Below are 25,529 nucleotides of genomic sequence, written 5' to 3' on the forward strand. Positions count from 1 at the left end.
CCGGAGCATGCCCCCTCCTGGGGGCGTCATCATTTGTTGACGCGTGGGGGAGCGACACCCCTGGGTCCAGGGCGCTATGCGAACGGTCGTTCCGGCACCGGACGATGGTGTCTCCTGGGCGCGTCATCATTTGTTTACGCGTGGAGGAGCGACACTCCTGGGTCCGGGGCGTTGAGATAGCGCTGACGAGGCGGAAATGCGAGTGGCGGTGGCGCCCACTGCTATCTCGACGTTGGGGCGCCGGACCGGACGGTGGTGTCTCCTGGGGGCGTCATCATTCGTTGACGCGTGGGGGAGCGGCACCCCTGAGTCCGGGGCGCTATGCGAACGGTCGTTCCGGCGCCGGAGCATGCCCGCTCCTGGGGGCGTCATCAAACGTTGACGCGTGGGGGAGCGACACTCCTGGGTCCGGTGCGTTGGGGTAGCGCTGACGTGACGGAAGTGCGAGTGGTGGCGCTGAGTGCTATCTGAGCGGTGGTCGTTCCGGCGCCGGAGCATGCCCGCTCCTGGGGGCGTCATCATTCGTTGACGCGTGGGGGAGCGGCACCCCTGGGTCCGGGGCGCGGGACAGCTCCCACCATCACCAACCGCGAACGGCCTCGGTCAGCTCGGCGAGCACGCGGTCGGCCGCGGCGGTGGCGGCCGCCACGTCGTCCCGGGGTGTGAGGCGAACCTCGATGTAGGACTTCAATTTCGGCTCGGTGCCCGATGGCCGGACCACGACGCGCACCGACGTCGCGGCGTCGCCGCCCGTGAGAATCAGCGCATCGGTCTGCTGCTGCCCACGCCGCTGCGCCAGGTCGTCTACCGTCGCCGCGAACCCGACCAACTCCCGCGGCGGCGACTCACGCAGCCGCGCCATCACGGACCGCGCCTCGTCCACGTCGTCGAAGCGCCGCGAGACCGCGCCGGTCGCGTACACGCCGTGCCGGCGGAACAGCAGCTCCAGCGCATCAGTGACCGTCCGCCCGTCGCGGCGCAGCGCAGCGATCATGTCGCACGTCAGCACCGCCGCGGTGATGCCGTCCTTGTCTCGCACCGCCGACGGATCGACGCAGTGGCCGATCGCTTCCTCGTACGCGTAGACCAGGGTCGCGCCGGGCAGTGCCGAGTCCGCTCGCGCCAACCACTTGAAGCCCGTCAGTGTCTCGACGTGCCGTGCGCCGTGCGCGGCCGCGATGGCGGCCAGCATGCGCGACGACACCACGGTGCTCGCCACCACGCAGTCGGCGGCCAACCCCGAGTCCAGCTGCGAGAGAACGTAATCACCGAGAAGCCAACCGGTCTCGTCGCCCGACAGCATCCGCCAGCCGGTCGCGGTCGGGATGCCCACCGCGCATCGGTCGGCGTCGGGGTCCAGGGCGATCGCGACGTCGGCGTCCACCTCCGCCGCCAGCGCGAGCAGCAGATCGGTCGCGCCGGGCTCCTCGGGATTCGGGAACGCGACGGTGGGGAAGTCGGGGTCGGGCGCGAACTGCTCGGCCACCACGTGCACGTCGGTGACGTCCGCCGCGCGCAACACCTGAAGCGCCACCTCGCCGCCGACACCGTGCATCGCGGTCAGTGCCACCCGCACGTCGCCGTCGGCCCGTCGCACGGTCGCGGCCCGTCGGACGTAGGCATGGATCAGGTCGGTGCCGACCGGCGTGACCTCGGCGCGCTCGACGTCGCCAGGCGCCAGGGCCATCGCGGCCTCGATCTCGCGATCGGTCGGACTGATGATCTGCATGCCGCCTTCGCCGAACACCTTGTATCCGTTGTCGGCGGCCGGGTTGTGCGACGCGGTGATCTGCACACCCGCCGCGGCGCCCCGCTCGCGGACGGCGTAGGCGACCACCGGCGTCGGCGTCGGATCCGGCAGCAGCTCAACCGAGAACCCCTCGGCAGCAAGCACTTCGGCGGCGGCCAATGCGAAGTCGTCGGAGTGGTGCCGGGCGTCGCGGCCCACGATCACGGTCGACCCACCGAGGCAGCGGTCGTGCAGCACCTTGGCCAGCGCCCACGTGGCACGCATCACCGTCTCGACATTCATGCCGCCGGGCCCGTCGCGCATGGGGCCGCGCAGTCCTGCGGTGCCGAACACCAGGGGCTCGTCGGTCATGGACTCATTGTGCGGTGTCGGCGCGGATTCCTTGCTCTTCGCGCGGGCCCTCATCGGCCAGCTTGCGGAGCACCGGCGCGACGAGCATCAGCAGGTTGGCCTCGAGATCGGTCAGCGTCCGCGCCATGGCGTCCTGCAGCCAGGCGTCGCGCTCGGCGCGGTCGGCGGCGAGCAGCGTGCGCCCCTCGTCGGTGAGTTCGACGAGCTGCCGTCGCCGGTCCTGCGAGTCTGCCCGCCGCGAAATCAGTCCGCGCGTCTCCAGTTCGTTGAGCCCGTCGGTCAGCGACTGCACGCGCACCCCCAGCCGCGCGGCCAGCTCGGCGGGCGTGGTGACGCCCAACCGGCTGGCATCGCCGAGGGTCTGCATCTGGCTGAGGGTGAGGCCGTTGTCCGACCGGTGCCTGCGTAGCTGACGGGTGAGTGCCACGACCGATTCGCGAAGTTCGGTGGCCGACGGTGTCTCCATGATGCCAAGTTTAGCCTTGGTATTGCGAGAAAGTGAACAGCCAACACGCGGATTGCGATCGTGAAAAGCGGAGCGCATACTTGGCATCATGCTGCGATGGATTCTGCTGATGGTCGTCACGGTCGCCGTGACCGTGCCGCTGACGCTGGTCGGCGTCCCGTCGGCAGCGCTCTTCGCCGCACTGCTGGTCGGCATCGTGCTGGCGCTGACGTCGCTGGCCCCGAAGGCCGTGCCCCGCCGCGCCGGTCTCGCGGCGCAGGGCGTGCTCGGCGTCTACATCGGCACGATGGTGCACCGCGACGCCATCGACGCACTGGGCTCCGACTGGGGCATCGTGCTCGGCGTCGCCGTCGCCACCCTGGCCCTGAGCATCATCGCCGGCGCACTGCTCGGCCTGCACCGCGACGTCACCCCACTGACGGGCGCGCTCGCCCTCGTCGCGGGTGGAGCGTCCGGTCTCGTCGCGATCGCACGGGAACTCGGTGGCGACGACCGGGTGGTCGCGGTCGTCCAGTACCTGCGGGTCGCGCTGATCACCGCGTCGATGCCGCTGGTCGTCACGTTCGTCTACCACGCCGAGAAGACCGCGGACGCCGCGCCGCCGGTCCAATCCGACGCGCTGCCTTGGTATTTGAGCATCGGCCTGATGGTCGTGATCGTCCTGGTGGGCGCCACCGCGGGTCGGCTCGTCCGACTGCCGGGCGCCGGCCTGCTGGGCCCGATGGCGATCACCATCGCGCTCGAACTGACCGGCACGTCGCTCGGCCTGGCGGTACCGCTGGCGCTGGTGCAGATCGGCTACGCCGTCATCGGCTGGCAGGCCGGCGTGTCCTTCACCCGGGAGTCGGTCAAGTCGATCGGGCGCGCCCTGCCCGCCGCGCTCGGTCTCATCGTCTTCCTCAACGTGGCCTGCGCGGGGCTGGGCATCCTGCTCGCCCACGTCGCTGGGATCAGCCCGCTGGAGGGCTATCTGTCCACCAGCCCCGGCGGCATCTACGCCGTTCTCGCCACGGCCGTAGAGACGGGCTCGAACGTCACGTTCATCGTGGCCGCGCAGGTGGTTCGCGTCCTGCTAATGCTGTTCGCGGCGCCCCTGCTGGCGCGCGGTTTCGTCGCTGCGACCCGGCGGTTGCGCTACAGCCCGGCCAGCACCTCGGACAGCAGGGAACCCATCCGAGTCGCCGACTGACGCCCGGCCTCGAGCACCTCGTCGTGCGACAGCGGCAGTCCCGTCATCCCCGCCGCGAGGTTCGTCACCAGCGACACGCCCAGTACCTCGGCGCCCGCGGCACGTGCGGCGATCGTCTCGTGCACCGTCGACATGCCGACCAGGTCGGCGCCGAGCGTGCGCAGCGCCCGGATCTCGGCGGGCGTTTCGTAGTGCGGACCCGGCAGACCCGCGTAGACGCCTTCGGTCAGCGTCGGATCGACGGAGGCCGCGAGCGCGCGCAGCCGGGGGGAGTACGCGTCGACCATGTCCACGAACTGTGCCCCCACCAGCGGAGACCGGGCGGTCAGGTTGAGGTGGTCGCTGATCAGCACCGGCTGCCCCACGCCGTACTCGGAACGCAGCCCACCGGCGGCGTTGGTCAGCACGACGACGGAGGCCCCCGCCGCGCAGGCCGTGCGCACGGGATGGACGACGTGGCGCAGGTCGTGCCCCTCGTAGGCGTGGATGCGGCCGAGTAACACCAGCACCCGCGTGTCGCCGACCGTCAGCGCCCGCACCTCGCCGCCGTGGCCGACCGCGGTGGGCGGCGTGAAGCCGGGCAGCTCGGCCATCGGCACCACCGCGTGCGGCTCGCCGAGTTCCGCGGCCGCGGGCGCCCACCCGGACCCGAGTACGACTGCCACGTCGAAGGCGTCCACACCCGTCCGCCGCAGCAGTTCCTCGGCGGCTGCCGCCGAGGCGTCCGGGGCGGATCGAAGGTCGCTCACAGGGGAGGAGCCTAACCGCCACCGAGGCGATCGGGCCCGCGGTGAGATACTGCGAGACATGTCCACTGCCAGCGCGTCGACGACCGTGGAGGAGACCGTTCGGCACCGTCGCAGTGATCTCATCGAGCTGTCGCACTCGATCCACGCCGAACCGGAACTCGCATTCGCCGAACACCGCAGCTGCGCGAAGACGCAGACGCTCGTCGCGGAGCGCGGGTTCGAGGTGACCGCGGCGCCCGCGGGCCTGGACACGGCGTTCCGCGCGGAGTTCGGCGACGGCCCCCTGGTGATCGGTGTCTGCGCCGAGTACGACGCGCTGCCCGGGATCGGTCATGCCTGCGGCCACAACGTGATCGCCGCGTCGGCCGTCGGCACCGCGCTCGCACTGGCGGACGTGGCAGGCGAACTGGGCATCAAGGTCGTGCTGCTCGGCACGCCCGCCGAGGAGGCCGGCGGCGGCAAGGTGCTGATGCTCGAGGCCGGCGTGTTCGACGACGTCGCCGCGTCGGTGATGCTGCATCCCGGTCCGCTCGACATCGCCCGCGCCCGCTCGCTCGCGCTGTCCCAGGTCGCGGTCACCTACCTCGGCCGCGAGGCGCACGCCGCCGTCGCGCCGTACCTCGGTCTCAACGCCGCGGACGCGATCACCGTCGCGCAGGTGGCGATCGGACTGCTGCGTCAACAGATGGCGCCCGGCCAGATGGCGCACGGCATCGTCACCGTCGGCGGGCAGGCCACCAACGTCATCCCCGGCCGTGCCGAGATGGAGTACACGATGCGCGCGAACGACGCCGAATCCCTGCGGGAACTGCAGAGCCGGATCGCCGACTGCTTCCTCGCCGGTGCGATCGCGACCGGTTGCGAGCACGGCGTGGAGCCGACCGAACCCGCCTATCACGAACTGAATCCCGACCGGTGGCTCGCCGACGTCTTCCGCGAGGAGATGGTCCGCGTGGGCCGCACCCCGGTCGGCGCCGACGTCGAGGCCGCCTTCCCGCTGGGCAGCACCGACATGGGCAACGTGACGCAGGTGCTGCCGGGCATCCACCCGATCGTCGGCATCGACGCGGGAGGAGCGTCGGTGCATCAACCCGCGTTCGCCGCGGCCGCCGCGGGACCGAGCGCCGACGAGGCCGTCATCGAGGGCGCCGTCATGCTGGCCCGCACGGTGGTCCGCCTCGCCGAGTCGCCGAAGGAGCGCGACCGGGTGCTGGCGCGGCAGGCACGGCGGGTGGCGTCATGACGCTGCGCCCCTACGTCGACGCCTGGCTGGCCGAGCACGAGGCCGAGCTGATCGCCTGGCGCAGGCACATCCACGCCAACCCCGAGCTGGGCCGGCAGGAGTTCGGGACGACGCAGTTCGTCGCCTCGCGCCTCGCCGACGCGGGCCTCAACCCGAAGGTGCTGCCGGGCGGCACCGGACTGACGTGCGACTTCGGCCCCGAGGGCGGACAACGGGTCGCGCTGCGCGCCGACATGGACGCGTTGCCGATGGCCGAGCGCACCGAGCTGCCGTTCTCGTCGCTGGTGCCGGGGGTGGCGCACGCCTGCGGGCACGACGGTCACACGTCGGTACTGCTGGGCACGGCGCTGGCGCTGGCGTCCGCGCCGGAGCTGCCGATCGGCGTCCGGCTGATCTTCCAGCCCGCCGAGGAACTGATGCCCGGCGGCGCCATCGACGCGGTCGCCGCCGGCGCCCTCAACGGCGTCACGCGGATCTTCGCGCTGCACTGCGACCCGCGGCTCGCGGTGGGCAAGGTCGCGACCATCGCCGGTCCGATCACGTCGGCCGCCGACCAGATCGAGATCACGCTGCAGTCACCCGGCGGGCACACGTCCCGACCGCACCTGACGGGTGACCTGGTGTACGCGCTCGGCACCCTGATCACCGGCGTGCCCGGCGTGCTGTCGCGCCGTGCCGATCCCCGCAACAGCACGGTCATGGTGTGGGGCGCGGTCAACGCGGGCGTCGCCGCCAACGCCATCCCGCAGTCCGGCTCGGTGGCGGGCACCATCCGCACCGCGAGCCGCGAGGCCTGGGTGGGCATGGAGGACCTCGTCGGCGAGATCGTCGCGTCGCTCCTCGCGCCGTTGCAGGTGCAGTACGCGGTGAACTACCGCCGCGGCGTCCCGCCGGTGGTGAACGAGGAGGTGTCGACGCGCATCCTCACCCATGCGATCGAGGACGTGGGTGCGGATGCGCTCGCCGACACCCGGCAGTCGGGCGGCGGGGAGGACTTCTCCTGGTACCTCGAGGAGGTGCCGGGTGCGATGGCGCGTCTCGGGGTGTGGTCCGGGCAGGGTCCGCAGCTCGACCTGCACCAGCCGACGTTCGATCTCGACGAGCGTGCGTTGGCCGTGGGCGTGCGGGTGCTCGCCAACATCGTGGAGCGCAGCGCAACCGTCACGTAGGTGGAGCGCAGCGCAACCGTCACGTAGGTGGCGCTCAGGACGGAGTGCCGGGCCCGACGTTGCTGGACGGGCGGGTCCGCAGGTCGCGGACGTAGGCCTCGGGTGCGCCGGCGATCTCCGCGGCCTCGGCCATGACGCCGAGGTAGCGGGCCGACGGGATGCCGCCCTCCCACGCGTCGACGACGTAGAGCCACGCCAGCACGGGATCGGTGCTGTCGGTGTCGGACGACAGCCGGTGCACCCGGCAGCGGATCTTCTTGTGGAAGCCGAGTTCGGAGCCCTCCCAGCGGTCGAGGTTCTCCTCGTCCTCCTTGGTCATGTCGTAGAGCACGACGAACACCTTGGATTCGGGATCCTCGACGAGGGTCGCGAGCGCGCCCTCCCAGCCGATGTCGGCGCCGCCGAAGGTCAGTCGCCAGCCGTTCAGCCAGCCGGTACCCGCCACCGGCGAATGCGGGGCGCGCTGAAGCATCTGCTCCGGATGCATGTTCGATCCGTAAGCGGCATAGAGCGGCACGGGGGCAAGCCTAAGGGTTCGCGGGGAGAGCTGTGGCGACACGGGGTTAGATGGTGGGCGTGGTTACCCGCATAGCAATCATCGGCGGAGGCCCCGCCGGCTACGAAGCAGCGCTCGTCGCGGCGGCCCGAGGCCCCGAGGTTGCGCAGGTCACCGTGGTCGACTCGGACGGCATCGGCGGTGCGTGCGTGCTGTGGGACTGCGTGCCGTCGAAGACGTTCATCGCGTCGACCGGCGTGCGGACCGAGCTGCGACGCGCCAACGGCCTGGGCTTCGACATCGACATCGACGACGCGAAGATCTCGCTGTCGCAGATCCACAACCGCGTGAAGACTCTCGCCCGGTCGCAGTCGGCCGACATCGGGTCGAACCTGCTGCGCGACGGCGTCTCGGTGGTCCAGGGCCGCGGCGAACTCGTCGACGACGTCCCCGGCATGGCGCACCACCGGGTCAAGGTGACGACGCGCGACGGCAAGGTCGGCACGCTCAAGGCCGACGTCGTGCTGATCGCGACGGGCGCGAGCCCCCGCGTGCTGCCGAATGCCGTGCCCGACGGCGAACGCATCCTCAACTGGCGGCAGCTCTACGACCTCACCGAGCTGCCCGAACACCTCATCATCGTGGGCTCGGGTGTGACGGGTGCGGAGTTCTGCAGCGCCTACACCGAACTCGGCGTGAAGGTGACGGTGGTCGCCAGCCGGGACCAGATCCTGCCGCACGAGGACTCCGACGCCGCTGCCGTGCTCGAGGAGGCGTTCGCCGAGCGCGGGGTGCGCCTGGTCAAGAACGCCCGCGCCGAGTCGGTGACCCGGACGGCGGACGGAGTGAAGGTGTCGATCGCCGACGGCCGCACCGTCGAGGGCAGCCACGCCCTGATGACCGTCGGTTCCGTGCCCAACACCAGCGGTTTGGGGTTGGAGCGCGTCGGAATCGAACTGGGCCGGGGCAACTATCTGTCGGTGGATCGCGTGTCGCGCACCACGGCGTCCGGCATCTACGCCGCGGGTGACTGCACCGGGCTGCTGCCGCTCGCGTCGGTGGCGGCCATGCAGGGCCGCATCGCGATGTACCACGCGCTCGGCGAGGGCGTCTCGCCGATCCGGTTGCGCACAGTCGCCGCGGCGGTGTTCACCCGTCCCGAGATCGCGGCGGTCGGGGTGCCGCAGACCAAGATCGACGACGGCACGGTGCCGGCCCGCACGCTGATGCTGCCGCTGACCACAAACGCGCGAGCGAAGATGTCGCTGCTGCGCCGCGGCTTCGTGAAGATCTTCTGCCGGCCCGCCACCGGCGTGGTGATCGGCGGTGTCGTCGTGGCGCCGATCGCGTCGGAGCTGATCCTGCCGATCGCGCTCGCGGTGCAGAACAACCTGTCGGTGACGGACCTGGCGCAGACGCTGTCGGTGTATCCGTCGCTGTCGGGGTCGATGGTCGAGACGGCCCGCCGATTGATGTCACACGACGATCTGGACTGATGCGGCTAGCCTGGGTGTCGTACTGACGAGTAACTAGGAGCCTCTGACGTGAGTGATCCGATCCCAGGACCCGGAAACGGGCAAACCCTGCTCGGCCCCGAGCAGCGCGCCCGCGCCTGGGAGCGGCTGGGCGACGAGCAGTTCGACGTCGTCGTCATCGGCGGTGGCGTGGTGGGCGCCGGCGCGGCCCTCGACGCGGCGACGCGCGGCCTGCGGGTGGCGCTCGTGGAGGCCCGCGACTTCGCGTCGGGCACCTCGAGCCGAAGCTCGAAGATGTTCCACGGCGGGCTCCGCTACCTCGAACAGCTGGAGTTCGGACTCGTCCGCGAGGCGCTGCACGAGCGCGAGTTGTCGCTGACCACGCTCGCGCCGCACCTCGTCAAGCCGCTGCCCTTCCTGTTCCCGCTGACCAAGCGACTGTGGGAGCGGCCCTACATCGCCGCGGGCATCTTCCTCTACGACCAGCTCGGGGGCGCGAAATCCGTTCCCGCGCAGAAGCATCTGCTCAAGGGTGGCGCGTTGCGGCTGGCGCCCGGCCTGAAGCGCAACTCGCTGATCGGCGGGATCCGCTACTACGACACCGTGGTCGACGACGCCCGGCACACCATGATGGTGGCGCGCACGGCGGCGCACTACGGTGCGGTGGTGCGGACGTCGACGCAGGTCGTGTCGCTGCTGCGCGAGGGCGACCGGGTCACCGGCGTGCGGGTCCGCGACTCCGAGAGCGGTGAGGTCACCAACGTCCGCGGACACGTCGTCGTCAATGCCACCGGCGTGTGGACCGACGAGATCCAGGCACTGTCCAAGCAGCGCGGGCGGTTCCGGGTGCGTGCGTCCAAGGGGGTGCACATCGTGGTGCCCCGCGACCGGATCGTCAGCGAGGTCGCGATCATCCTGCGTACCGAGAAGTCGGTGCTGTTCATCATCCCGTGGGGCACGCACTGGATCATCGGGACCACCGACACCGACTGGAACCTCGACCTGGCCCACCCGGCCGCGACGAAGGCCGACATCGACTACATCCTCGGCACGGTCAACACCGTGCTCGCCACGCCGCTGACCCACGACGACATCGACGGCGTGTACGCGGGCCTGCGCCCGCTGCTGGCGGGTGAGAGCGAGGAGACGTCGAAGCTGTCGCGCGAACACGCCGTGGCGGTGCCCTCGCCGGGCCTGGTCGCGATTGCGGGCGGCAAGTACACCACCTACCGCGTGATGGGCGAGGACGCGATCGACGCGGCGGCGGAGTTCGTGCCGACGCGCGTCGCGCCGTCGATCACCGAGAAGGTGCCGCTCATGGGTGCCGACGGGTACTTCGCGCTGATCAACCAGACCGAGCACGTGGGGTCGCACTACGGCCTGCATCCGTACCGGGTGCGGCACCTGCTGGACCGGTACGGCTCGCTGATCGGCGAGGTGCTCGCGATGGCGGAGGGCAAGCCGGACCTGCTCGCGCCGATCACCGAGGCGCCGGTGTACCTGAAGGTCGAGGCCTACTACGCCGCTGCGGCCGAGGGTGCGCTGCACCTCGAGGACATTTTGGCGCGTCGCATGCGCATCTCGATCGAGTACCCGCACCGCGGCGTCGACTGTGCCCGCGAGGTCGCCGAAGTGGTTGCGCCCGTGCTGGGTTGGAGCGCAGACGACGTCGACCGCGAGGTGGAGACCTACCTCGCGCGGGTCGACGCCGAGGTCAAGTCGCAGCAGGAGCCCGACGACGAAGCGGCCGATGCTCTGCGTGCCGCGGCACCCGAGGCACGTGCCGAGATCCTGGAACCGGTGCCGCTGACGTGAGGCCTGCGCCGCTGCCCGTGCGCAACGGCATAGGACCCGCGCGGGTGCGGGTCCACGGTGGCCTCCTGGTCGACGAGTTCGAGCGACGGTTCGCCTCCGGCGCCAAAGTCCGCGCGGGCGAGGTGTTCTCGGTCGGCGGTGAGGTGCTCGACGAGCACAGCGTGCTTCCCGCGGGGGCTCACGTCTACCTCTACCGGGACCTGCCCGACGAGGTCGAGGTCCCGTTCGACATGCCGATCCTGCACCGCGACGACGACATCGTGGTGGTGGACAAGCCGCACTTCTTGGCGACGATGCCGCGCGGGTCGCACGTCGCGCAGACCGCACTAGTGCGGTTGCGGCGAGCACTCGACGCGCCCGAGCTGAGTCCCGCGCACCGGTTGGACCGACTGACGGCCGGCGTCCTGCTGTTCACGGCGCGCCGCGAGGTGCGCGGCGCCTACCAGACGATGTTCGCGCGCGGCGTGGCGCGCAAGGCCTACCTCGCCCGGGCGGCCGTCCCGAAGGTCGACTTCCCGATGACGCTGCGGAGCCGGATCGTCAAGGAGCGCAGCGTGCTCCAAGCCTACGAGGAACCCGGCGAACCCAATGCCGAGACGTTCGTCGAGCATCTCGGCGACGGTCTCTACCGGCTCGCGCCGCGGACGGGTCGCACGCATCAGTTGCGAGTGCACATGGCGTCGCTGGGACTGCCGATCCAGGGCGACCCGCTGTATCCGGACGTGCTCGACGTGGCGGCCGACGACTTCTCCCGGCCACTTGCGCTGCTGGCGCAGCGCCTCGAATTCGACGACCCGGTGACGGGCGAGTTGCGCACCTTCACGACCGGAAGATCGATCTAGATCGGCCAATCACGCGTGCGGAGGTCGCTTTCGAGCGCACGATGGACGGGTGAATGCAAAGCTGGGAATCGCCGCGTGTGCCGTGCTGTTCGCCGCGGGCCTGCCGGTGGCGTTGGCGCCTGATGCCGAGGCGGTCTGCGGCTCCATCGGCGGTCGCCACGTCGACGTCAGCGGCTGTTCGGATCCGCTGTACGAACTGAACGACGCGCTGGCGCCGCCGCCTCCGCCCCCTCCGCCGGGTGAAGCGCCGCCGCCACCACCGCCCCCGCCGGTGTACGTGCCGCCGGCACCGAACGTCAGCGTGTGCGCCAACGTCGGCAGGCGGATCAGCGTCAGCGGGTGCGTGTGAGCCGGCTGGAACCCACGCGCGAGCAGCTCGAGGTCCTGGCGCGGCGGCCGGCCGACGAACCCGTCGTCATGGTGAATCTGCTGACGTTCCACGTCGACGGCGGCAGGGAACGCTATCTGCAGTACGCCCGCGAGGTGGTGCCGCACATCGAGCGGGTCGGTGCGACGGTGAAGTACGCCGGAACGTCGCCGACGACGGTGATCGGCCACGGCGAGCGACCGGGCTGGGACGCGATACTCGTCGTCGAATACCCATCGCCCGCCGCCTTTCTCGACATGATCGCCGGGCCTGGCTACGCCGACGTGCACGCACACCGCTCCGCTGCGCTGGAGTACGGCGACCTCGTCGCGACGTCGGTGTGGTCGCTCGCCGACTGACCTCAGAAGTCCCGGTCGGCCCCACCGGTCTCGGTGACTGGCGTCGGCGTCAGCGGGTTGGCTGCGAGGTCCTGCAGTCCGGCGCCGGGTGTCCAGGTCATCGATCCGGTTCCACCCGCCGTGCCCTGGCCGACCAGGAGGCCGTTCGGGCTATAGCTGCCCAACGTGATCGTGATCGTGTTGCCGTTCATCGTCATGGTCGAGGACGTTCCGGTGGCGCCGAATCTGATGTTGGATCCGAGCGCGCCACCGAGCAGTCCGGTGACGTAATCCGTGCGGCCCAGGCTGACCGTCCCCAGGGGCACGAGTTGCGTGGAGTTCGTCGCGTCGAAGATCTGCAGCGAGTCGTTGCCGCCCAGTAATCCGAGGAGGACGTCGCCGTCGTACATCCGGACGACGACGCTGGTCGCACTGCCGTTCCATCCGGCCAGGATGGTCCTCGGGTCGATGGGCTCGCTGAAGGTGTAGACGATCGTGTCGTTCTGTTCCGGCCTCCCGTTGGTGCCGCCGCCGTTGGTGGTCTGCACCCCGACTGCCGTCGGCGCGACGTTGTCGACCACGGTGATGGAGACGGTGGCGAGGTTGCTGGTGGTGGTGCCGTCGGAGGCACGGTAGGTGAAGCTGTCGGCGCCGTTGGAGCCCGCCGTGGGGGTGTACGTGAACGTTCCGTTGGCGTTCAGGGTTAGCGTGCCGCGAGTGGGACCGGTGACGAGTGTGGCGGTGAGTGTGCCGCTGTCGATGTCGGTGTCGTTGGTGAGGACGTTCCCGCTGAGTTGGACGTCCTGGTTGGTGGTGACGTTGTCGTTGACCGCGACGGGGGCGTCGTTGACGGCGGTGATGGTGATGGTGACCGTCGCCGCTGTGCTGGTCGCGGTGCCGTCGGTGGCGGTGTAGGTGAAGGTGTCGGTGCCGTTGTAGTTGGCGGTGGGGGTGTAGGTGAAGGATCCGTTGGCGTTGAGGGTGAGGGTGCCGTGGGTGGGTCCGGTGACGAGTGTGGCTGTGAGAGTGGTGTTCTCGACGTCGGTGTCGTTGGCGAGGACGCCGGTGCCGGCGGTTTGGGTGAGGGAGCCGTCTTCGGCGACGGTGTAGGTGTCGTTGACGGTGACGGGTGTGTCGTTGACGGCGGTGACCGTGATGGAGACGGTGGCGAGGTTGCTGGTGGTGGTGCCGTCGGAGGCGCGGTAGGTGAAGGTGTCGGCGCCGTTGTAGTTGGCGGTGGGGGTGTAGGTGAACGTTCCGTTGGCGTTGAGGACCAGGGTGCCGTGGCTGGGGCCGGTGACGACGGCGGCGGTGAGTGTGCCGCTGTCGATGTCGGTGTCGTTGCCCAGGACGTTGCCGGTGAGTTGGGTGTCCTCGTTGGTGGTGACGTTGTCGCCGTTCGCGACGGGGGCGTCGTTGACGGCGGTGATGGTGATGGTGACGGTGGCCGCACTGCTTACGTTGGTGCCGTCGGTGGCGGTGTAGGTGAAGGTGTCGGTGCCGTTGTAGTTGGCGGTGGGGGTGTAGGTGAAGGATCCGTTGGCGTTGAGGGTGAGGGTGCCGTGGGTGGGTCCGGTGACGAGTGTGGCTGTGAGGGTGGTGTTCTCGACGTCGGTGTCGTTGGCGAGGACGCCGGTGCCGGCGGTTTGGGTGAGGGAGCCGTCTTCGGCGACGGTGTAGGTGTCGTTGACGGTGACGGGTGTGTCGTTGACGGCGGTGACGGTGATGGAGACGGTGGCGAGGTTGCTGGTGGTGGTGCCGTCGGAGGCCCGATAGGTGAAGGTGTCGGCGCCGTTGTAGTTGGCGGTGGGGGTGTAGGTGAACGTTCCGTTGGCGTTGAGGACCAGGGTGCCGTGGCTGGGGCCGGTGACGACGGCGGCGGTGAGTGTGCCGCTGTCGATGTCGGTGTCGTTGCCCAGGACGTTGCCGGTGAGTTGGGTGTCCTCGTTGGTGGTGACGTTGTCGTTGACCGCGACGGGGGCGTCGTTGACGGCGGTGATGGTGATCGTCACGGTGGCTGCGGTGCTGGTGGTGGTGCCGTCGGTGGCGGTGTAGGTGAAGGTGTCGGTGCCGTTGTAGTTGGCGGTGGGGGTGTAGGTGAAGGATCCGTTGGCGTTGAGGGTGAGGGTGCCGTGGGTGGGTCCGGTGACGAGTGTGGCTGTGAGGGTGCTGTTCTCGACGTCGGTGTCGTTGGCGAGGACGCCGGTGCCGGCGATTTGGGTGAGGGAGCCGTCTTCGGCGACGGTGTAGGTGTCGTTGACGGTGACCGGTGTGTCGTTGACCGCCGTGACGGTGATGTTCACCGTGGCCGGTGAACTGACCTCGGCGCCATCGCTGACGGTGTAGGTAAAGGAATCGGCGCCGTTGTAGTTGGCGTTCGGGGTGTAGGTGAATGACCCGTCGCCGTTGAGGACCAGGGTGCCCCGCGTCGGCCCGGTCCCCACCGTCGCCGTGAGAGTGGTCCCCTCGACGTCGGTGTCGTTGCCCAGGACGTTCCCGGTGAGTGGGGTGTCCTCGTTGGTGGTGACGCTGTCATCGACGGCGACTGGTGTGTCGTTGACGGCGGTGATGGTGATGGTGACCGTCGCGGGTGCGCTGGTGGCTGTCCCGTCGGTGACGGTGTAGGTGAAGGAGTCGGTGCCGTTGAAGTTGGCGGCCGGTGTGCACACCCGCCGCGAACGGCGACACCTTCACCACCAACGAAGACACCCAACTCACCGGCAACGTCCTCGGCAACGACACCGACGTCGAGAACAGCAGCCTCACAACCGCACTGGTCACAGGGCCGGCCAACGGCACACTCACCCTCAACACCGAAGGATCGTTCACCTACACCCCGGCTGCCAACTACAACGGCACCGACAGCTTCACCTACACCGTCACCGACGGCACCGCGACCAGCACACCCGCGACGGTCACCATCACGATCACCGCAATCAACGACACACCGGTCGCAAACGGCGACACCTTCACCACCAACGAAGACACCCAACTCACGGGCAACGTCCTCGGCAACGACACCGACGTCGACAACTCCACTCTCACAACGACCGTCGTCACCGGACCCGCCAACGGCACCCTCACCCTGGCCGCGGACGGGTCCTTCACCTACACCCCCGCCGCCAACTTCAACGGCACCGACAGCTTCACCTACACCGTCACCGACGGCACCGCCACCAGCGCACCTGCCACGGTCACCATCACCATCACCGCCGTCAACGACACACCGGTCGCAAACGGCGACACCTTCACCACCAACGAAGACACCCAACTCACCGGAAACGTCCTCACCAACGACACCGACATCGACAGCGGCACACTCACAACCGCACTAGTCACCGGACCCGCCAACGGCACCCTCGTCCTGAACACCAACGGATCGTTCACCTACGTCGTTGACCGCGGTAATGGTGATAGTCACCGTGGCCGCGCTGCTTACGTCGGTGCCGTCAGTGACGGTGTAGGTGAAGCTGTCGGTGCCGTTGAAGTTGGCGGCCGGGGTGTAGGTGAAGGATCCGTCAGCGGCCAGGGTGAGGGTGCCGTTGGCGGGGCCGGTGACGACAGTGGTTGTGAGAGTCGAGTTGTCGACGTCGGTGTCGTTGCCGAGGACATTCCCGACGAGTTGGGTGTCCTCGTTGGTGGTGAAGGTGTCGCCGTTCGCGACTGGTGTGTCGTTGATTGCGGTGATCGTGATGGTGACCGTGGCAGGTGTGCTTGTCGCCGTGCCGTCGGTGACGGTGTAGGTGAAGGAGTCGGTGCCGTTGTAGTTGGATGCGGGTGTGTAGGTGAAGGACCCGTCGCCGTTGAGCACGACGCTGCCGTTGGCCGGCCCAGCCACGACTGTCGTCGTAAGGGTCGAACCTTCGACGTCGGTGTCGTTGTCGAGGACGTTGCCCGTGAGTTGGGTGTCTTCGTTGGTGGTGAACGTGTCGCCGATCGCGACCGGGGTGTCGTTGACGGCAGTGATGGTGATCGTCACGGTGGCCGCACTGCTTACGTCGGTGCCGTCGGAGACGGTGTAGGTGAACGAGTCGGTGCCGTTGTAGTTCGCGGCGGGTGTGTAGGTGAAGGATCCGTCGGTATTGAGCACGACGATGCCGTGGGTTGTGGTGATGGTGCCCGCATTGACGACCGAGAGCGTTGAACCTTCCACGTCGCCGTCATTGCCCAAGACGTTCCCGACGAGTTCGGTGTCCTCGTTGGTGGTGAACATGTCGCCGTTCGCCACTGGTGTGTCGTTCACCGCGGTGATGGTGATCGTCACCGTGGCCGCACTGCTTACGTCGGTGCCGTCGGTGACGGTGTAGGTGAAGCTGTCGGTGCCGTTGTAGTTGGCGGCGGGGGTGTAGGTGAAGGATCCGTCGGCGGCGAGGGTGAGTGTGCCGTTGGCCGGTCCTGTGACGAGTGCGGTTGTGAGGCTGCTGTTCTCGACGTCGGTGTCGTTGCCCAGGACGTTCCCGGTGAGTTGGGTGTCTTCGTTGGTGGTGAAGGTGTCGCCGTTCGCGACTGGTGCGTCGTTGACGGCGGTGATCGTGATGGTGACTGTCGCGGGGCTGCTTACGTCGGTGCCGTCGGTGACGGTGTAGGTGAAGCTGTCGGTGCCGTTGTAGTTGGCGGCGGGGGTGTAGGTGAAGGAGCCGTCGGCGGCGAGGGTGAGTGTGCCGTTGGCCGGTCCTGTGACGAGTGCGGTTGTGAGGCTGCTGTTCTCGACGTCGGTGTCGTTGCCCAGAACGTTCCCGGTGAGTTGGGTGTCTTCGTTGGTGGTGAAGGTGTCGCCGTTCGCGACTGGTGTGTCGTTGACGGCGGTGATCGTGATGGTGACTGTCGCGGGGCTGCTTACGTCGGTGCCGTCGGAGACGGTGTAGGTAAAGGAATCGGCGCCGTTGTAGTTGGCGTTCGGGGTGTAGGTGAAGGAGCCGTCGCCGTTGAGGACCAGGGTGCCCCGCGTCGGGCCGGTCGCCACGGTCGCCGTGAGAGTAGTCCCCTCGACGTCGGTGTCGTTGCCGAGGACGTTTCCGGTGAGTTGGGTGTCTTCGTTGGTCGTGAAGGTGTCGCCGTTCGCGACCGGGGTGTCGTTGACCGCGGTAATGGTGATCGTCACCGTGGCCGCGCTGCTTACGTCAGTGCCGTCGGAGACGGAGTAGGTGAACGAGTCGGTGCCGTTGAAGTTCGCGGTGGGGGTGTAGGTGAAGGACCCGTCGCTGCTGAGCACAACGCTGCCGTGGTTGGTGGTGATGGTGCCCGCATTGACGACCGAAAGCGTTGAACCTTCCACGTCGCCGTCATTGCCCAAGACGTTCCCGACGAGTTCGGTGTCCTCGTTGGTGGTGAAGGTGTCGCCGTTCGCGACTGGTGTGTCGTTGACGGCCGTGATCGTGATGGTCACTGTGGTGGGTGTGCTGGTCGCGGTGCCATCGGTGGCGGTGTAGGTGAAGCTGTCGGTGCCGTTGTAGTTGGCGGCTGGTGTGTAGGTGAAGGATCCGTCGGCGGCGAGGGTGAGGGTGCCGTTGGCCGGGCCCGTGACGACGGTGGTCGTAAGCGCAGATCCTTCGACATCGCTGTCGTTGCCCAGGACGTTCCCGACGAGTTGAGTGTCCTCGTTGGTAGTGAACGAGTCCCCAACGGCGACGGGCACGTCGTTGACGGCGGTGATCGTGATGGTGACCGTGGCAGGTGTGCTCGTCGCCGCCCCGTCGGTGACGGTGTAGGTGAAGCTGTCAGTCCCGTTGTAGTTCGCGGTGGGCGTGTAGGTAAAGGATCCGTCGCCGTTGAGCACCACGCTGCCGTGGGTTGTGGTGATGGTGCCCGCGTTGACGACGGTAAGTGTCGAGCCTTCGACGTCAACGTCATTGCCCAAGACGCTGCCATTCAACTGAACGTCTTCGTTCGTGGTGAAGGTGTCGTCGACGGCGGTGGGTGTGTCGTTGACCGCGGTGATGGTGATGGTGACCGTCGCGGGTGTGCTGGTGGCGGTCCCGTCGGAGATGGTGTAGGTGAAGGAGTCGGTGCCGTTGAAGTTGGCGGCGGGTGTGTAGGTGAAGGATCCGTCGGCGGCCAGGGCGAGGGTGCCGTTGGCCGGTCCCGTGACGACGGTGGTCGTGAGCGCAGATCCTTCGACATCGCTGTCGTTGCCCAGGACGTTCCCGACGAGTTGGACGTCTTCGTTGGTGGTGAACGAGTCACCAACGGCGACGGGCACGTCGTTGACGGCGGTGATGGTGATCGTCACGGTGGCGGGCGAACTTGTGGCCGTGGCGTCGGTGACGGTGTAGGTGAAGGAGTCGGTGCCGTTGTAGTTGGCAGCCGGGGTGTAGGTGAAGGATCCGTCGGCGTTGAGGGTGAGGGTGCCGTTGGCCGGTCCCGTGACGACGGTGGTCGTGAGCGCAGATCCTTCGACGTCGGTGTCGTTGTCCAGGACGTTCCCGGTCAACTGGGTGTCTTCGTCGGTGGTGAACGAATCACCAACGGCGACGGGCACGTCGTTGACCGCGGTGATGGTGATCGTCACGGTGGCGGGCGAACTCGTGGCCGTGGCGTCGGTGACGGTGTAGGTGAAGGAGTCGGTGCCGTTGTAGTTGGCAGCCGGGGTGTAGGTGAAGGATCCGTCGGCGGTGAGGGTGAGGGTGCCGTTGGCCGGTCCCGTGACGACGGTGGTCGTGAGCGCAGATCCTTCGACATCGCTGTCGTTGCCCAGGACGTTCCCGACCAGTTGGACGTCTTCGTTGGTGGTGAACGAGTCACCAACGGCGACGGGGACGTCGTTGACGGCGGTGATGGTGATCGTCACGGTGGCGGGCGAACTCGTGGCCGTGGCGTCGGTGACGGTGTAGGTGAACGAGTCCGTGCCGTTGAAGTTGGCAGCCGGGGTGTAGGTGAAGGACCCGTTGGCGGCCAAGACGAGGGTGCCGTTGGCCGGCCCGGTGACGACGGTGGTGGTGAGCGTTGATCCTTCGACATCACTGTCGTTGCCCAGGACGTTGCCGGTCAACTGGACGTCTTCGTTGGTGCTGAACGACTCACCAACGGCGACGGGCACGTCGTTGACGGCCGTGATGGTGATCGTCACCGTCGCAGGCGAACTGGTGGCCGTACCGTCGGTGACGGTGTAGGTGAAGGAGTCGGTGCCGTTGAAGTCGGCCACCGGAGTGTAGGTGAAGGACCCGTCACTCGCCAGCACCACGCTGCCGTGCGCGGTGGTGATGGTGCCGGGGTTCGCGACGGTGAGTACCGAGCCCTCGACGTCGGTGTCGTTGGCCAGTAGCCCCGCGCCGTTGAGCGTGCCGTCCTCGGCCACGGTGAAGCTGTCTCCGACCGCGACGGGGACGTCGTTCACGGCGCCGACGGAGATGGTGACCGTCGCGGGCGCACTGGTGGCCGTCCCGTCGCTCACCGTGTAGGTGAACAAGTCCGTCCCGAAGTAGCTCGTATTCGGGGTGTAGACGAATGAGCCGTCGGGGGCGAGGGTCACGGTGCCGCGAGTCGGTGCGCTCGCGAGAGACACGACCAGTGAACCGCCATCGACGTCCGAGTCGTTGGCGAGAAGGCCGGTGGCGGCCGTGACGATCAAGGCGCCGTTCTCGGCGACGGCATAGCCGTCGGCCACCGCGACCGGTGCGTCGTTGACGGCGGTGATGGTGATCGTGACGGTGGCCGGCGTGCTGATCGCTGTCCCGTCGGAGGCGGTGTAGGTGAAGGAGTCGGTGCCGAAGTGGTCGTCGTCCGGGGTGTAGACGAACGATCCGTCGGCGCCGAGCACCACCGTCCCGTGCGAAGCGCCACTCGTCAGCGTCGTCGACAGGGAGGGACTGTCGACGTCCACGTCGTTGCCGAGCACGTTGCCCGTGAGAGTGGAGTCTTCGTCGGTGGTGAAGGCGTCGCCGTTCGCGATTGGCGCGTCGTTGACGGCGGTGATCGTGATCGTGACGGTCGCCGGGGTGGAAGTGGCCGTGCCGTCGTTGGCGGTGTAGGTGAAGGAGTCGACGCCCCGGTAGTCGTCGTTGGGCGTGTAGATGAAGGAGCCGTCCAGGCCGAGGATGACGGTGCCGCGAGTGGGTCCACTCACGAGAGTCACTGACAGCGAGGGGTTGTCGATGTCGACGTCGTTGCCGAGCACGTTGCCCGTGACGGCCGAGTCCTCGGCGGTGGTCACGGTGTCACCGACCGCGATGGGTGTGTCGTTGACGGCGGTGACGGTGATGGTGACCGTCGCCGGCGTGCTGGTGGTCGTCCCGTCGGAGACGGTGTAGGTGAAGGAGTCGGTGCCCGCGTAGTCGTCGTCGGGGGTGTAGATGAAGGAGCCGCCCGGGCCGAGGATGACGGTGCCGTGGCTGGGCCCCGTTCCGAGAGTCGTTGTTACGGTCGCACTGTCGACGTCGATGTCGTTGCCGAGCACGAACCCGGCGAGTGCGGAGTCCTCATCGGTGGCGAAGGCATCGTCGACGGCGATGGGGGTGTCGTTGGCAGCCGAGATCGTGATGGTGACGATCGCCGGTGTGCTGGTGGCCGTTCCGTCGCTGACGGCGTAGCTGAACGAGTCGTAGCCGGTGTAGTCGTCGTCGGGGGTGTAGATGAACGATCCGTTGAGGCCGAGGATGACGGTGCCGTGCGTCGGCCCGCTCACCAGCGTCGTCGAGAGCGTCGCGTCGTCGAGGTCGACGTCGTTGCCGAGGACGTTTCCCGAGACGGGGGTGTCCTCGGCGGTGGCGACGGCGTCGCCCACTGCGACCGGAGCATCGTTGACGGCGGTGACGGTGATCGTGACCGTGGCCGGAGCGCTGACGGACCAGCCGTCGCTCACGGTGTAGGTGAACGAGTCGGTGCCGGTGTAGTCGTCGTCGGGGGCGTAGATGAACGAGCCGTCGAGACCGAGCGCCACGGTGCCGTGGGCCGCACCGCCCGCGAGAACCGTTGTGAGGAGCGAATCGTCGACGTCGACGTCGTTGCCGAGCACGTGGCCTGCCAAGGCGGTGTCCTCGGCCACGGTGAAAGCGTCGTCCACCGCGACCGGGGCGTCGTTGACGGAGACGACGGTGATGGTGACGCTGGCCGTGGCACTCGTCGCCGTTCCGTCGGTGGCGGTGTAGGTGAAGGAGTCGGTGCCGTCGAAGTCGGGTGTCGGCGTGTAGACGAACGATCCGTCGGCGGCCAGGTCCACCGAACCGTGGGTCGTGGCGAACACGCCCGTGTTGACGATCGTCAGCGGTTCGCCGTCGGCGTCGGCGTCGTTGGCCAGCACACCGGCGGCAGCCGTCACCGCGAGTCCACCGTCCTCGTCGATCGCGTACGCGTCGTCGAGGGCGACGGGTACGGCGTTCGTGGGGACCGACGTCAGGCTGATCACGGCGCGGTCGGTGTGGCCGAAGTTGGGGCGGAGGAAACTGAGCAGCCCGTGGAGGTGGAAGCAGTTGACCACGTCGCTGACGATCACCGTGAACTCATCGGGGCCGCTGTATCCGAGGTCCGCCTGGTAGGTGAACGTCCCCGTCGCCTGGTCGACGGCGACGGTGCCGTGCATGGGTCCGCCGAGGTCTCCTCGGCTCGGTACCCGATACCTGACGTGATCGCCGTCCGAGTCGTATCCGTAGAACGGGATCGGGTCGCTGATCTGGCCGGGAGCGAGTTCCAGGGTGATGTCCTGCGGGCGTACGTGCGGCTCGCTGTTGAAGAACGTGTACTGGATCTGTCTGCGGACCCAGGCCAGCACCGCCCACACCAGGTTGGGTTGCATGGGGGCGGTCGGCGCCGCCGGATTGACGATCGGCGACAGGATGACCGACACCAGCATGCTCGCGACGTCGATCATCTCGGACGACGTCGTGTCCTCTGACTCGGACGGCTCGGACGGCTCGGACGGCTCGGACGGCTCGGATGCGAGGGACGACGAGTCCAGGGCGGAGGCTGCGGGCTCATCCCCGTCGGACGAGGCACCGCCGTCCGACGACACGCCGAGGGTGTCTGCCACCTGCACCTGGATGCGCACCGGGTTCGGCGGTGAGGTCTCGGAGTCGGCGCCGATGCTGGGCGGTGACGGGTCCGTCTGGGGCGAATCCGTGGCGGCGGGGTCCTCGACGGCACCGGCGGGCGATTGCTCGGTGTCGGTCGGTGAAGGGACGGCAACGCCGGGTGTCGGCGTCTCCGGGATCGTGGGGTCGACGGCGTCGACCGGTGTCGGCGTCGGCGTGGGCACCGTGGCATCCGTGGCCTGACCCTCGTCGTTCGTCGAATCGTCGAGGCCGCCGGAACTGGCCACGTTCATCGCAGGTGGGGAGGAGGCGGGTTCGCTCGAGGTGCTCGCCGACGCGTTTTGGCCAGACGGGGCCGTCGTCGGCGGGCCCGGCTCGGTCGCTGGATCCGCGTCGCCGCTCGCCGTGGCCGATGACTGCGTGGTCGATTCGGCGCCGGGTCGAGGGTCGGACCCGGTGTCGCCACTCGACGAATCCGATCCGTCGGACTCCGGTTCGGCGTGCGCCTCCGCGAAGCCGAATCCCAGCCCGAGCCCCTGGCCGGTGGCCATCGCGACCCCGACCCCGAGCGCGACGGCTAATGCTCCCACCCGGCCGACGTATTTACCGGCGTTCGCCGCAGCGCAAACTGTCACCGGCAGCCCGATCGGCATCGCGGCGTTCAGGTCGAGCCGGAAGTCGGGGTAGATGGCCTGCCCGCCGGTGGACCCCTTGGCTCTGCGATGGCGTGGCTTCGTGCCACTCGAGGCGCGGCGTGCGGACGGGTTCATGGGTCACCTCTGCTGCTGAGGACCCGAGCTAGCAGTGCGTTTGACGCGACGCTCGTCCAACGTGGGCCACGATGCCGTGTAGCTCACGCCCGTGATCGCGGCGAACCAGACGCTCGAACGTCGTCGAGCGAGTCGATCCGGTCGCAACTGGGGGAGTGCGCTGACGGTAATTTACGCCGCTGACAGAAAGTTCGTCAGCAAATTGACGCGCGCGTTCTTCGTGTCCGCAAATCTTCATCGTGTCGGGCTGTCGGGCCTCGTCCTCGGAAGTCCCGCTGCACCGTGTTCTACTTGCGATCGTGGATCGCAGCTCGTTCGACCGCCTCTTCGACATGACCGATCGCACCGTTCTCGTCACGGGCGGTACCCGCGGGATCGGCCTCGCTCTGGCGGAGGGCTTCGTGCTCGCCGGCGCGCGCGTCGTCGTCGCCAGCCGCAAGGCGGATGCGTGCGAGGCGGCGGCGGAGCACCTGCGCGGGCTCGGCGGAGAGGCGATCGGGGTCGCCGCTCACGCGGGCAGCATCGAGGATCTCGACGCCCTCGTCGACCGGACGGTCGCGGAGTTCGGCGGTCTCGACGTCCTGGTGAACAACGCGGCGAACGCGCTCGCGCAGCCTCTCGGCGACATGACGACCGAGGCGTGGGCGAAGTCCAACGACGTCAACGTGCGCGGGCCGGTGTTCCTGACGCAGCGGGCGTTGCCGCATCTGAAGAAGAGCGGGCACGCCGCCGTGCTGAACATGGTCTCGGTGGGGGCGTTCAACTTCGCCCCGACGATGTCGCTGTACGCGTCGGGCAAGGCCGCGATGATGGCCTTCACCCGCGCCATGGCTGCGGAGTTCGTATCAGATGGCATCCGCGTCAACGCCATTGCGCCCGGTCCCGTCGACACCGACATGATGCGCAACAATCCGCAGCAGGCCATCGACCACATGGTGGGAGGGACGCTCGTCAAGCGTCTGGCCTCGCCCGACGAGATGGTGGGCGCTGCGCTGCTGTTGTGTTCGGATGCCGGCAGCTACATGACGGGCACGGTCATCATCGTCGATGGCGGCGGTACCCCGCGCTAGGACTTCTTGCGGGCGGCGAAGGCCGCCGCGGCCTCGCGCAGTTCACCGCTCGTCGACGCGAGGATCTGACTGCGGTTCTCCACCTGCAACGCGGCCTCCAGGCTGGACGCGTCGAGGTTCGCCCACAGCACCTGCTTGGTGGATTCGAGACCGAAACGGCCGTAGCCGCAGAGGGTTTCGGCGATCGCGAGGGCGTCGTCCACCACGGACCCGTCGGAAACGCGCGACACCAGGCCCAACCGAAGCGCCTCGGCGGCGTCGACGGTGCGGGCGGTCAGGATGAGGTCGAATGCGTGGCCGGCGCCGACGATGCGGGGCAAGGTGTAGCTGACGCCGATGTCGCAGCCGCCAAGTCCGAGCTTGATGAACTGGGTGCAGAACCGCGCGGAGTCGGACGCCAGCCGGATGTCCGACGCCAGCGCCAAGGCGAACCCGCCGCCGTAGGCCGGCCCGTTCACGGCGGCGATCACCGGCTGCCGGAGATGGCTCAGCTTGGTGGTGAGTTCGGCGATGCGCTCCTGCCACCGCATGCTGGACCGCGGGAACTCCAGACCGGCCGACGCATCCTCGGGGAGGGGTTCGGTGAGGTCGAGCCCCGAGCAGAAGCCGCGTCCGGCGCCGGTCAGCACCACCACCCGGCACTCGTCGTCGGCTCGGAGGTCGTCGAGCACCCGGTGCAGATTCTCGACCAGGCCGTGGCTCAGGGCGTTCAGCTTGTCGGGGCGGTCCAGCGTTATCAAGACGACGTCGGGACGCGGGCGGGTGACTTGGAGGTTCGCCATGTCGCGACCCTATTCGCGGGTCACGCCGTGGTGCTGTTCCACCCCGAGATGCCGACGACGATCAGGCGGAGCTGCTTGACCGCGGTGCCGCGGATGTCCTCGAGTGCGGCGGCGTCGTGCGCGTCGTCGACGGATTCGGCGATCGAGATCATGGCGTTGACGAACAGCGTCGAGAGGATGTTGAGGTCCTCGCTGCTCCAGGTGTTGAGCCCGGGGAAGCGGGCGAGGTCGATCGCCAGCTCGGACGTGATCAGTCTGATCTCGGTGCGGATGGCGTAGCGCAGCACGGTGACGCCGCTGTTGCGTTCGCGTCCGATGAAGCGCCAGTGCTCGCGGCGCTCGTTGACGCCGGCGATCAGGATGTCGACCGACGACTCGATGACCCGGTTCGGATCCAGCTTCCCTGCGCGTGCGCCCCTCAGCATGTCGCGCAGCGCGCGGAACGACTCGTCGATGAGGACGAGGCCGAGGGCGTCCATCGATTCGAAGTGGCGGTAGAACGCGGCGGGAACGATCCCGGCCTCGCGGGTGACCTCGCGAAGGCTCAGTGCGCTGAAGCTGCGTTCCTCGAGGAGTCGCAGTGCGCCGGCGATGATCGCGCGGCGGGTGGCTTCCTTGCGTTCTTCACGCGAGGTGCCGTCCCGCGGTGTGCGGGACGAGTGTGACTTAGGAGTACGACTGTTCACCGGTTGTGA

17 protein-coding genes and 1 pseudogene are annotated in these 25,529 nt (G+C 68.5%); 10 read left to right on the plus strand and 8 right to left on the minus strand.

Translation table 11 applies throughout. From position 1 onward, the window contains the following. Positions 1 to 580: 580 nt before the first annotated feature. Both AC1MEY_RS01530 and AC1MEY_RS01535 read right to left on the minus strand, forming a co-directional pair. A complete protein-coding gene (locus tag AC1MEY_RS01530) occupies positions 581 to 2,101 on the minus strand; it encodes a phospho-sugar mutase (protein ID WP_480228992.1) in 1,521 nt (506 codons plus the stop codon). A gap of 4 nt (positions 2,102 to 2,105) precedes the next feature. Continuing rightward, positions 2,106 to 2,567 (minus strand): MarR family winged helix-turn-helix transcriptional regulator, encoded by a 462-nt coding sequence (locus AC1MEY_RS01535; protein WP_480228993.1) that lies wholly within the window; start codon positions 2,565 to 2,567, stop codon positions 2,106 to 2,108. An 88-nt stretch (positions 2,568 to 2,655) separates the two neighbouring features. On the opposite strand from AC1MEY_RS01535, the gene AC1MEY_RS01540 reads away from it, so the two are divergent. Further along, positions 2,656 to 3,756: an AbrB family transcriptional regulator gene (locus AC1MEY_RS01540; RefSeq protein ID WP_480228994.1), complete on the plus strand. Its 1,101-nt coding sequence runs from the start codon at positions 2,656 to 2,658 to the stop codon at positions 3,754 to 3,756. Here AC1MEY_RS01540 and AC1MEY_RS01545 read toward each other — a convergent pair. Beyond that, positions 3,702 to 4,505 (minus strand): purine-nucleoside phosphorylase, encoded by an 804-nt coding sequence (locus AC1MEY_RS01545; protein ID WP_480228995.1) that lies wholly within the window; start codon positions 4,503 to 4,505, stop codon positions 3,702 to 3,704. The genes AC1MEY_RS01540 and AC1MEY_RS01545 overlap by 55 nt on opposite strands. A gap of 58 nt (positions 4,506 to 4,563) precedes the next feature. Between AC1MEY_RS01545 and AC1MEY_RS01550 the strand changes: the two genes are divergently transcribed. Then, positions 4,564 to 5,748, plus strand: coding sequence for a M20 family metallopeptidase (locus AC1MEY_RS01550; RefSeq protein WP_480228996.1), 1,185 nt, complete (start codon positions 4,564 to 4,566; stop codon positions 5,746 to 5,748). Next, on the plus strand, positions 5,745 to 6,917 hold the full coding sequence (locus AC1MEY_RS01555; RefSeq protein ID WP_480228997.1) for an amidohydrolase: 1,173 nt from the start codon (positions 5,745 to 5,747) through the stop codon (positions 6,915 to 6,917). The genes AC1MEY_RS01550 and AC1MEY_RS01555 overlap by 4 nt, the downstream gene beginning before the upstream one ends. 34 nt (positions 6,918 to 6,951) lie before the next feature. On the opposite strand, the gene AC1MEY_RS01560 is transcribed toward AC1MEY_RS01555, so the two are convergent. Further along, positions 6,952 to 7,434, minus strand: coding sequence for a gamma-glutamylcyclotransferase family protein (locus tag AC1MEY_RS01560; RefSeq protein ID WP_480228998.1), 483 nt, complete (start codon positions 7,432 to 7,434; stop codon positions 6,952 to 6,954). 59 nt (positions 7,435 to 7,493) lie between these two features. On the opposite strand from AC1MEY_RS01560, the gene AC1MEY_RS01565 reads away from it, so the two are divergent. The 5 genes from AC1MEY_RS01565 to AC1MEY_RS01585 are packed head-to-tail and all read left to right on the plus strand — an operon-like array spanning position 7,494 to position 12,271. Further along, the gene (locus tag AC1MEY_RS01565) at positions 7,494 to 8,909 is read left to right on the plus strand and encodes an NAD(P)H-quinone dehydrogenase (RefSeq protein ID WP_480228999.1); all 1,416 of its coding nucleotides are present in this window, start codon (positions 7,494 to 7,496) and stop codon (positions 8,907 to 8,909) included. A 48-nt stretch (positions 8,910 to 8,957) separates the two neighbouring features. Beyond that, a complete protein-coding gene (locus AC1MEY_RS01570; protein WP_480229000.1) occupies positions 8,958 to 10,703 on the plus strand; it encodes a glycerol-3-phosphate dehydrogenase/oxidase in 1,746 nt (581 codons plus the stop codon). Beyond that, entirely contained in the window at positions 10,700 to 11,545 is an 846-nt protein-coding gene (locus AC1MEY_RS01575; protein ID WP_480229001.1) for a pseudouridine synthase, read from the plus strand. Before AC1MEY_RS01570 ends, AC1MEY_RS01575 begins: the two co-directional genes overlap by 4 nt. Before the next feature lie 49 nt (positions 11,546 to 11,594). Further along, positions 11,595 to 11,894, plus strand: coding sequence for an RNA-binding protein (locus AC1MEY_RS01580; RefSeq protein WP_480229002.1), 300 nt, complete (start codon positions 11,595 to 11,597; stop codon positions 11,892 to 11,894). After that, positions 11,885 to 12,271, plus strand: a complete 387-nt coding sequence (locus AC1MEY_RS01585) for a DUF1330 domain-containing protein (RefSeq protein WP_480229003.1) — start codon at positions 11,885 to 11,887, stop codon at positions 12,269 to 12,271. Before AC1MEY_RS01580 ends, AC1MEY_RS01585 begins: the two co-directional genes overlap by 10 nt. Before the next feature lie 2 nt (positions 12,272 to 12,273). On the opposite strand, the gene AC1MEY_RS01590 is transcribed toward AC1MEY_RS01585, so the two are convergent. Continuing rightward, on the minus strand, positions 12,274 to 14,919 hold the full coding sequence (locus AC1MEY_RS01590) for a beta strand repeat-containing protein (protein ID WP_480229004.1): 2,646 nt from the start codon (positions 14,917 to 14,919) through the stop codon (positions 12,274 to 12,276). On the opposite strand from AC1MEY_RS01590, the pseudogene AC1MEY_RS01595 reads away from it, so the two are divergent. Continuing rightward, positions 14,910 to 15,659, plus strand: a pseudogene (locus AC1MEY_RS01595) (Ig-like domain-containing protein); the annotation flags it as partial. The gene AC1MEY_RS01590 and the pseudogene AC1MEY_RS01595 sit on opposite strands and share 10 nt — an antisense overlap. Here the strand turns inward: AC1MEY_RS01595 and AC1MEY_RS01600 are convergent. Next, positions 15,582 to 22,982, minus strand: coding sequence for an Ig-like domain-containing protein (locus AC1MEY_RS01600; protein WP_480229005.1), 7,401 nt, complete (start codon positions 22,980 to 22,982; stop codon positions 15,582 to 15,584). The pseudogene AC1MEY_RS01595 and the gene AC1MEY_RS01600 sit on opposite strands and share 78 nt — an antisense overlap. A gap of 299 nt (positions 22,983 to 23,281) precedes the next feature. Between AC1MEY_RS01600 and AC1MEY_RS01605 the strand changes: the two genes are divergently transcribed. After that, positions 23,282 to 24,052 (plus strand): SDR family NAD(P)-dependent oxidoreductase, encoded by a 771-nt coding sequence (locus AC1MEY_RS01605; RefSeq protein WP_480229006.1) that lies wholly within the window; start codon positions 23,282 to 23,284, stop codon positions 24,050 to 24,052. On the opposite strand, the gene AC1MEY_RS01610 is transcribed toward AC1MEY_RS01605, so the two are convergent. Together AC1MEY_RS01610 and AC1MEY_RS01615 are read right to left on the minus strand one after the other, a co-directional pair. After that, on the minus strand, positions 24,049 to 24,834 hold the full coding sequence (locus tag AC1MEY_RS01610) for an enoyl-CoA hydratase/isomerase family protein (protein WP_480229007.1): 786 nt from the start codon (positions 24,832 to 24,834) through the stop codon (positions 24,049 to 24,051). The genes AC1MEY_RS01605 and AC1MEY_RS01610 overlap by 4 nt on opposite strands. 20 nt (positions 24,835 to 24,854) lie before the next feature. Further along, positions 24,855 to 25,520, minus strand: a complete 666-nt coding sequence (locus AC1MEY_RS01615; RefSeq protein WP_480229008.1) for a TetR family transcriptional regulator — start codon at positions 25,518 to 25,520, stop codon at positions 24,855 to 24,857. Positions 25,521 to 25,529 lie beyond the last annotated feature (9 nt).

The sequence above is a fragment of the Mycobacterium sp. PTI7 genome (assembly GCF_056679845.1).

Bases quoted from the DNA above. Each gene is read 5' to 3' on its own strand.
- AC1MEY_RS01530 (WP_480228992.1), bottom strand. From the start codon at position 2,101: ATGACCGACGAGCCCCTGGTGTTCGGCACCGCAGGACTGCGCGGCCCC.
- AC1MEY_RS01535 (WP_480228993.1), bottom strand. From the start codon at position 2,567: ATGGAGACACCGTCGGCCACCGAACTTCGCGAATCGGTCGTGGCACTC.
- AC1MEY_RS01540 (WP_480228994.1), top strand. From the start codon at position 2,656: ATGCTGCGATGGATTCTGCTGATGGTCGTCACGGTCGCCGTGACCGTG.
- AC1MEY_RS01550 (WP_480228996.1), top strand. From the start codon at position 4,564: ATGTCCACTGCCAGCGCGTCGACGACCGTGGAGGAGACCGTTCGGCAC.
- AC1MEY_RS01555 (WP_480228997.1), top strand. From the start codon at position 5,745: ATGACGCTGCGCCCCTACGTCGACGCCTGGCTGGCCGAGCACGAGGCC.
- AC1MEY_RS01600 (WP_480229005.1), bottom strand. From the start codon at position 22,982: ATGAACCCGTCCGCACGCCGCGCCTCGAGTGGCACGAAGCCACGCCAT.
- AC1MEY_RS01610 (WP_480229007.1), bottom strand. From the start codon at position 24,834: ATGGCGAACCTCCAAGTCACCCGCCCGCGTCCCGACGTCGTCTTGATA.